The sequence below is a fragment of the Devosia sp. genome (genome assembly GCF_030689745.1).
Lineage (GTDB): Bacteria > Pseudomonadota > Alphaproteobacteria > Rhizobiales > Devosiaceae > Devosia > Devosia alba.
Genome location: NZ_JAUYGL010000082.1, coordinates 1 through 8,210, shown reverse-complemented (window position 1 = coordinate 8,210; position 8,210 = coordinate 1). Strand labels below are relative to the sequence as shown.

Annotated in this window: 7 protein-coding genes, 1 tRNA gene and 1 pseudogene; all 9 read right to left on the bottom strand. The window is 61.7% G+C overall.

From position 1 onward, the window contains the following. Nucleotides 1-1,782: valine--tRNA ligase (locus Q8O80_RS07440; protein WP_305578521.1), on the bottom strand; the 1,782-nt coding region annotated here is incomplete at its 3' end. 135 nt (nt 1,783-1,917) lie between these two features. Beyond that, nucleotides 1,918-2,784 (bottom strand): PopZ family protein, encoded by an 867-nt coding sequence (locus Q8O80_RS07435; protein WP_305578519.1) that lies wholly within the window; start codon nt 2,782-2,784, stop codon nt 1,918-1,920. A gap of 191 nt (nt 2,785-2,975) precedes the next feature. Further along, on the bottom strand, nt 2,976-4,340 hold the full coding sequence (locus tag Q8O80_RS07430) for a TolC family outer membrane protein (RefSeq protein WP_305578517.1): 1,365 nt from the start codon (nt 4,338-4,340) through the stop codon (nt 2,976-2,978). Between the two features lie 158 nt (nt 4,341-4,498). After that, complete coding sequence (locus Q8O80_RS07425; protein WP_305578515.1) at nt 4,499-5,155, bottom strand: protein-L-isoaspartate O-methyltransferase; 657 nt, start codon at nt 5,153-5,155, stop codon at nt 4,499-4,501. Between the two features lie 231 nt (nt 5,156-5,386). Beyond that, nucleotides 5,387-5,460: transfer RNA gene (locus Q8O80_RS07420), tRNA-Cys, on the bottom strand. Nucleotides 5,461-5,805: 345 nt separating this feature from the next. Then, nucleotides 5,806-6,141, bottom strand: coding sequence for a zinc ribbon domain-containing protein (locus tag Q8O80_RS07415; protein WP_305578513.1), 336 nt, complete (start codon nt 6,139-6,141; stop codon nt 5,806-5,808). Between the two features lie 9 nt (nt 6,142-6,150). Next, nucleotides 6,151-7,380, bottom strand: coding sequence for a formamidase (fmdA, locus tag Q8O80_RS07410; RefSeq protein ID WP_305578511.1), 1,230 nt, complete (start codon nt 7,378-7,380; stop codon nt 6,151-6,153). Nucleotides 7,381-7,412: 32 nt separating this feature from the next. Beyond that, nucleotides 7,413-8,102: an urea ABC transporter ATP-binding subunit UrtE gene (urtE, locus tag Q8O80_RS07405; RefSeq protein WP_305578509.1), complete on the bottom strand. Its 690-nt coding sequence runs from the start codon at nt 8,100-8,102 to the stop codon at nt 7,413-7,415. A gap of 9 nt (nt 8,103-8,111) precedes the next feature. Then, a pseudogene (locus tag Q8O80_RS07400) lies at nt 8,112-8,210 on the bottom strand (ABC transporter ATP-binding protein); the annotation flags it as partial.

The following is an 8,210-nucleotide window of genomic DNA, read 5'->3' as shown; positions in this document are numbered from 1 at the left end:
GATGGTCAGCGTGAACCGCAGCGCATCGGCGCCATATTCGTCGATGAGTTCGAGCGGGTCGATGACGTTGCCCTTGGACTTCGACATCTTGGCGCCGTTCTTGTCGCGGACGAGCGCATGGACGTAGACCGTGTGGAACGGCTCCTCCTCCATGAAATGCAGGCCCATCATCATCATCCGGGCGACCCAGAAGAAGATGATGTCGAAGCCGGTAACGAGCACATCGGTGGGATAGTAGCGGCGCAGCTCTTCGGTATCGTCCGGCCAGCCCAGGGTGGAGAACGGCCAGAGCGCGGAGGAGAACCAGGTGTCGAGCACGTCTTCGTCGCGCTTGAGCGCGACAGCATTGCCGTAGTGCGCGGTGGCAAGCGCCTGCGCCTCGGCTTCGTCATAGGCAACGAAGGCCTCGTTATCGGGGCCGTACCACGCCGGAATCTGGTGGCCCCACCAGAGCTGGCGCGAGATGCACCACGGCTTGATGTTTTCCAGCCAGGCAAAATAGGTGTTTTCATATTGCTGGGGCACGAATTTGGTGCGGCCTTCGCGGACGGCAGCCATGGCTGGTTGCGCCAGCACGTCGGCCTTGACCCACCACTGGTCGGTCAGGAACGGCTCGATGACGACGAGTTTGCTCTTCTCGTCATGCGGCACCATGATCTTCTTGTCCTCGATGTGATCGAGGCCGCGGGCCGGGTCTTCCTCGGCAAGCGCGGTCAGCCTGGCGACGATCACCTTGCGCGCTTCAAAGCGGTCGAGGCCGCGCAGGTCGCCGGGGATGAACTCGGCCGAACTGATCGCGCCACTCGTGGTGAAGACGTTGATCTGCTCGAGATTGTTGCGCATGCCGACTTCAAAATCGTTGAAGTCATGCGCAGGCGTGATCTTGACCGCGCCAGTGCCCAGCGCCGGATCGGCATAATCGTCGGCCACGATGGGGATGCGGCGGCCCACCAGCGGCAGCTCGACAAACTTCCCGACCAGCGACGTATAGCGCTCATCCTCGGGATGCACGGCGATGCCGCTATCGCCCAGCATGGTTTCCGGACGCGTGGTGGCAACGATGATGTAGTCGCGGGTTTCCCACTCGGTTGGCTTGCCGTCCTCGTCATGGGCAATCGGGAACTGGTAGGTCACGCCATCGGCGAGCGGATAGCGCAGGTGCCACATATGGCCCCTGATCTCGATGTTTTCGACTTCGAGGTCGGAAATGGCGGTTTCCAGCCCCGGATGCCAGTTCACCAGCCGCTTGGCGCGATAGATCAGGCCGCGCTGATGCAGTTCGACGAACACCTTGGTGACGGCGCGGACCATCTGGTCATTGGCGACCCCGTTTTCGCCCATGGTGAAGCGTTCGCGTGAGAAGTCAGCCGAAGCGCCCAGGCGTTTGAGCTGGTGCATTATGGTGCCGCCGCTTTCGGCCTTCCAGTCCCAGATGCGCTCGACGAACTTTTCGCGGCCCATGTCGCGCCGGCCCGGCTGCTGGCGCTCCTGCAACTGGCGCTCAACGATCATCTGGGTGGCAATGCCGGCGTGATCCATGCCGGGCTGCCAGAGCACGTCCTTTTTCAGCATGCGGTTGAAACGGACCAGGATGTCCTGAATGGTGTTGTTGAGCGCGTGGCCGATATGCAGCGAGCCGGTAACATTGGGCGGCGGGATGACAATGGTGAAGGTCTCGGCCCCTGGCTCGGCCCCGGCCCCGGCAGCAAAGGCGTTGGCCTTGAGCCAGTCGGCGTAAACGCGGGATTCGACGGCGCCGGGCTCATAGGACTTTTCAAGCATTTTGTGACTCGCAACAACGGCAACCCGCCAGGTGAACATGGCAGGTCGGGAAAGGGCTGGGCAGACTTCAAGCAAATACGCGATGCGCGGTCAACATTTCCGCGCATGCCAGAAGCCTGGAGATGTCAGATGAGGCTACTCGCCACGCGAAGCGCGCGCGATTTCCTGCTCCACCATGCGCTCAACGACCGCCGGCAGGTTCTCGTCGAGCCATTCCTTGAGCATGGGCCGCAGCATGTCGCGCAATAGCGACTCGATGGTGGCGCTGGCATTGCCCAATCCAAGCCCATTGAGCTTGGTCATCGAACTGCGCACGGCCGCCTGGGTGGTGGGCTCAAGCAATTGCGCAGCCATGTCGCTGGACAGGCTTGCATCCGGCATTGGCGCGGCCTGGGCGATGGATGGCTGGGGGCGCGCCGCAGCCATGTCTGCACCGGCATCGAATGCCGGTTCTGCTGCTGGTTCGGGGTTAAACTCGACGCTGTCGAGGTCAGCTCCGGGATTGAACTCGGGCATGGCGAGATCGGCGTCGTCCACGGGCTTGGGGGCCGCAGCCACGGCCTTCGGCTTGGCGGCAACGGGCTCGGGATCAGGCGGGAGCGCGCGCTGCACCGGTGGATCGAAGGAAGGGAGATCATCGTCGTCATCAGCGGGCGTGGCGGCAAAGCTGATATCTTCAGGATCGACCAGACTGGCCGGCACATCGTCATCAACCGGCGTATCGGCAAGAATAGAATCAAAGCTGAATCCGCCGATATCATCGTCTTCATCGACAATCTGGGAGGGACTCAGGGCCAGTGGCTCAATATCGTCGAGCATGTCGCTGAGGTCACGATCGGCGGTTTCGCCTGCTGGAGCGGCGGGTGTGGCTTCCATTGGATCGGTGGCAGCCAGGCTGGCGGCGCGGCGCGGAACCCCTGCGGCATCATCGTCCGCAATGATCTGTCGAATGGAAGACAGGATCTCGTCCATCGAGGGTTCTTTGTGGGCCGGCTTGTTCATAGGTGCCTCATACTCATGCGCTCGAACCGGAAAAACGGCCTCCGCCAACGCGGCCAAACCCTGATTCGTCAACAACACCTTAGACCGGACAGACAATCTTAGGAATTCCGCACACCATCAAACACATGGTCTTCCACTAAAACTTGTGGCCGGACGAGGCCCGGCCACAATACTCAGCGATAGGCCAGGGTTTATTCGGTGACGCTGCGCAGTTCGGCCCAGACATCATCGACGGCCTGGGTATAGCGGACCGCCGACTTGATCTGAACATTCAGCCCCAGATCGGCTGCGGTCAGTTGGCCCATGGCGGCCAGCAGCGAGAAGGTGGCAATCACCTTGTTGGACGAGGCATTGATCAGGGTTTCACGCGCCGTGGTCAGTTCGGCCTGGGCATTGAGCACATCGAGCGTGGTGCGCGTTCCCAGATCGCGTTCCTGGATGACACCGTCAACGACGGTCCGGCCGGCCTTGACGGCGGAATTGGCCGCCACGATCTGGGCATCGGCGCTCTGAATGCCGGCCCAGGCAGAAATCACCGATTCGCGAATCTGGTCATAGGCGGACATGGCGTCGACCTCGGACTTGATCTGCTCGATATTGGCCTTGCGCACACTGGCGCCGATGGCGCCGCCGGCATAGATGGGCACGCTGATCTGGAAGCCCAGCGTACCGCTGATCCCATCGGTTGGCGCGCTGGATGGGCCCGTCGTCTTGCTGCCAACCGAACCGTTGATCGTGGCCTTGGGTCCGAACTCCGCCTTGGCGCCATCGCTGGTTGCCTGGGCAGCGCGGATGGCGGCCTTGGACATCAAGATGGCGGGATGGCCCACTTCAGCCTCGGCAATGGCCGTTGGCAGCGAATGTGGAATCAAGCGCGCAAAATTGTGCCCGGGTTCGAGGTTTTGCGGCGCGGCGCCGACATAACGCTGGAATGTGGCCTGACTGATCTCAAGATTGCTGAGGGCGGCGCGATAGGCGGCGTCCCCCTGCGCCAGGCGGGCTTCGGCCTGTGCCACGTCGATCCGCGTACCCTCGCCAACCTCCAGCCGATCACGCGAGGACTGCAGTTGCGCCGAATAGAAGCTGCTGTTTTCCTGCCGGAGCGCCACGAGCTGGCGCCCGCTATAGACCGCCATATAGGCCTGCACCACGGCGAGCAGTACGGTCTGCTCGGTATTGCGGATCTGGTATTCGGCAAGGTCAGCACCGGCGCGGGCGGCCTCGATCTGCGCCTCGGTCTTGTAGTTGTCGAAAATCGTCTGGTTGTAGGACAGTCCCGTCGTCAGCGACGTGCTGTCGTTGAAATTGCTATTGATAATGCTCCAATTATAATTGCCGCTGAGCGAGGCGCCGATGGTGGGTCGCTTGCCCGCTTCGGCCAGCGCGATGTTTTCTGCCGAGGCCTTGGCATTGAGCAGTGCCGCCTGCAGATCCGGAGCGTGGTCATAGGCAGTGGTCAGCGCTTGCGCGATTGATTGCGCCTGTGCACCGCCCACCGCAACAGCACTCACCGCCAGGGCCAGCACACTTGCGACCAATTTCGCGCGAAAACTCATGGTCTGCCTCTTCCAATTACCCTCAAATTGTATGCGCGGCATTGAGGGTTCACAAGCTGCCGCAACCGTCTTGACGACGATGGTGTACGATTTGTTGCGCACATTGGTATTGCGGCAACATTACAAGACTGTCACCCGACCATGGACATGGCCCGGCATCAGAAAACAAATTCAGCGACCGGTGGCTCCTGATTAAGCAGCGGCAGGCTGAGGTCGAACTCAGCGCGCCCGGTAATGGTCTTGCCCGTCCTGACAAAGACATGGGCAACGGCCACGCCATCCGTGGGAAGCACCGCAATCAGACGCCCGCCCGGCTTGAGCGCGCCAAGCATCGCCTCGGGCACGCTATCAAGGGCGCCTTGCACAAAGATGACATCAAATTTGGCACCGCTCAGCGCAGCGATATCGCCGGCACGTATGGTGGCGTTGGCAATACCGAGATCCTTGAGCGTTGCCGCAGCGCGCGCAGCCAGATCCGCATCGGCCTCAAGGCCGACAACCGAGCTGGCCAATCCCGCAATCACCGCTGTGCCATAGCCCGTCGCCGCACCAATTTCGAGCACCGCTTCGTCCGGCGTGATGGCCGCCAGCTGCAACAGCTTGGCCAGCTTGGCCGGCGCCATGATGAACCGGCGCTTGGCGCCCTGGCCGAGCCAATGGAGATCATCACTATAGGCGACTGACTGCCGATCGGCCGGCACGAAGCGCTCGCGCGGCAGGCGGGCCATCTGGGCCAGCAAGGCTGGTTCGGTGACACCGCGGGTGCGGATCTGATTGTCGACCATGGTAGCGCGCAGCTGTTCGAAGTGTTCCATACCTGTCGCCCGCCCAAACCCGATCATATGCTGGACGTGAGTATCCCCACCCCGACCAGCTTGGCAAGTCGGTATAACAGGATGCGACGAAATGAGCGCGTTGCCGCAATGGCGTCAAGCCGCACTGGTGTCTGACAGCGCCGTGAAGCGACGGTTCCTCAGTGCCCATCCACGCGACTACAACGCCGGCAAAGCGGCGCGGAGTCGGGGGCAAAAATGCTCGCTGGAAATTGGAGGCCACGTCCGGAATTGAACCGGAGTACGCGGATTTGCAATCCGCTGCGTAACCACTCCGCCACGTGGCCTCACGAAAGCTGTACCTATTGGACAGCAAGACCTTATGCAAGAGGCAGGAAGACCTTATGCAAGAGGTAGGCCAACGGAGGATGAACTTTCTGAAACTGTCAGGGGCATTGCTGGTGATACTTTCTGAAATCGGTTCGCCACCTGTGCTTGGCTTCAGACGGCCAAAGCCGCCCCTGCCCTGCAAAATGCGACCGTCGGTCCGAATGGCTCAAATGGGCCGGTAGCGGACCGACGGCTTGTGGCATTACTGCTGGCATAACCGCCGCTTGAAATTGCGATGCGGGACCTTGGAAGCCAGATCCGAACAGCAAAGGCTCGCACTGGCTTCTCGCTTAGGCCTGCGTCTAGTGACTGATCATCCACGGCCGGGCTGCAGGGAAGCTCTTGGACCCATCGGGTCGCACCAGGGTCGATCGGCCCTTCTTCCCGCCATCGCTGCAACACGAACAGCCCGGACCATGCGCCGAGCCGCCCCGCTTTGGCTCGTGCCGCGCCTTTTCGTTGGTGGAATGGGCCGTGCGTCGCGCGGGATCCATGCCGGCGATATAGGGAACGCTGAGGAAAGCCCGCGCCGCGGGCTCCCCACAGTCGGGACAGGCGCAGGGTTCAGCGGAGCGCGCCATGGGTCGCATTACGGTGAACGTCCCGCAATCTTGGCATTGAAAGTCGTAAACTGCCATCGGTTCCTCCTACAGATCGGGGGCGATCGGCATGTCGATAGAGCCATCGAGATGCTTGGTGGGACCATCGGAGCCCGGCATGATGTCGAACTCGAAAATGTCGGTGGGCAGCCAGAGGGTGGCGCAGGCATTGGGGATGTCGACGACGCCCGAGATGTGGCCCTGCACCGGCGCCGTGCCCAGGATCGAATAGGCCTGGGCGCCGGAATAGCCGAATTTCTTGAGATACTCGATGGCGTTGAGGCAGGCCTGGCGATAGGCGGTCGTGACGTCGAGGTATTGCTGGGTGCCGCTCTCGTCGACCGAGATCCCCTCAAAGATCAGGTAATCGTCATATTTCGGTGCCATCGGCGACGGCCGGAAGATCGGGTTCTTGATCCCGTATTTGCTCATCCCGTCCTTGAGCAGCGTCACGCGGATATGCAGCCAGCCAGCCATTTCGATGGCGCCGCAGAAAGTGATTTCGCCATCGCCCTGGCTGAAATGCAGGTCGCCCATGGAAAGGCCCGCCCCATCGACATAGACCGGGAAGTAGACCTTCGAGCCGCGCGACAGGTCCTTGATGTCGCAGTTGCCGCCATGCTCGCGCGGCGGCACGGTGCGGGCGCCCGTCGAGGCGGCGGCGTTGAAGGCGTCGCCCTTGAGCGAACCCATATGGGCCGCCTTGGTGTCGGGCAGGGTCGCCAGCGCCGGCACGCGGTCGGGATCGGTGTCGAACAGCTTCTTTTCGCGCGTGTTCCACATATCGAGCATCTTGTGATCGGGCAGGCAGCCGATCAGACCCGGATGGATGAGGCCAGCATATTTGACGCCCGGTACGTGGCGTGACTCGGTGAACATGCCCTTGAAATCCCAGATGGACTTCTGTGCGGTGGGGAAATGCTTGTCGAGGAAGCCGCCGCCATTGTTGACCGAGAAGAAGCCGTTGAAGCCCCAGAGCGAGCTTTCGAAGGCCCCGATATCGAGAATATCGACGACCAGCAGGTCACCCGGCTGGGCGCCCTTGACCCCGATCGGGCCCGACAGGAAATGCACCTGCTTGAGATCGACGTCGCGCACGTCGGCGGCGCTGTCGTCATTCTTGATCTGGCCGCCGGTCCAGTCATAGGTCTCGATCTTGAAATCGTCGCCCGGCTCGACCCAGCAGGCCATCGGAATATCGGGGTGCCAGCGATTGTGGATCTTCTCGTTGGTATAGGGGCTCTCGTTGAGATCGACCTTGATCAGCGTATCGGTCATTTACTGTCCTCTTTGGGGATTGGGAGAAGCGGCTAGACGGAAAGGAAGGACGAGACCTTGGCCTCGTCGATGCCCGCGCGGGGGCTTTCATGGACGAACTCGCCATTCTCGATCACCAACACGCGGTCGGCGATATCGAGAGCAAAGCTCAACACCTGCTCGGAGACGACGATGGAGAGGCCTTTTTCGTCGCGGATGCGGCGCAACGTGCGCGCCATTTCCTTGATGATGGAGGGCTGGATGCCCTCGGTGGGCTCGTCGAGCAGCAGCACCTTGGGGCGCGAGGCCAGGGCCCGGGCGATGGCCAGCTGCTGCTGCTGCCCACCCGACAGATTGCCGCCGCGGCGACTTTTCATCTCGAGCAACACCGGGAACAACTCATAGAGATCGCCGGGCACCTGGTTCTCGCCGGTCACGGTGAGGCCGGTCTCGATATTTTCCTGCACCGTCATTGTCGAAAAGATCATCCGGCCCTGCGGCACGTAGGAGAGGCCAGACTTGACGCGGGAAAAGCTCTCCTGCGTTTCAATCTCCTTGCCATCAATGGAGATGGTGCCGCTGCGCGAGGGCACGATGCCCATCAGCGACTTCATCAGCGTGGTCTTGCCCATGCCGTTGCGGCCCATGATGGCGACGATTTCGCCGGGCGCGACATCGAGCGTGACACCGTGGATGACCTCGCTCTGGCCGTAGGAAACGTGCAGGTTGTCGATTGCGAGCATGGGCGCCTCCTAGTGGCCGAGATAGACTTCGATGACTTTGGGATCGTGCTGCACGTGGTCCATCGACCCTTCGGACAGGACCTTGCCCTGGTGCAGCACCGTGACCCG

Coding starts and splice junctions, on each gene's coding strand:
- Q8O80_RS07435 (WP_305578519.1), bottom strand. CDS start 2,784: ATGAACAAGCCGGCCCACAAAGAACCCTCGATGGACGAGATCCTGTCT.
- Q8O80_RS07430 (WP_305578517.1), bottom strand. CDS start 4,340: ATGAGTTTTCGCGCGAAATTGGTCGCAAGTGTGCTGGCCCTGGCGGTG.
- Q8O80_RS07425 (WP_305578515.1), bottom strand. CDS start 5,155: ATGGAACACTTCGAACAGCTGCGCGCTACCATGGTCGACAATCAGATC.
- Q8O80_RS07415 (WP_305578513.1), bottom strand. CDS start 6,141: ATGGCAGTTTACGACTTTCAATGCCAAGATTGCGGGACGTTCACCGTA.
- fmdA (WP_305578511.1), bottom strand. CDS start 7,380: ATGACCGATACGCTGATCAAGGTCGATCTCAACGAGAGCCCCTATACC.
- urtE (WP_305578509.1), bottom strand. CDS start 8,102: ATGCTCGCAATCGACAACCTGCACGTTTCCTACGGCCAGAGCGAGGTC.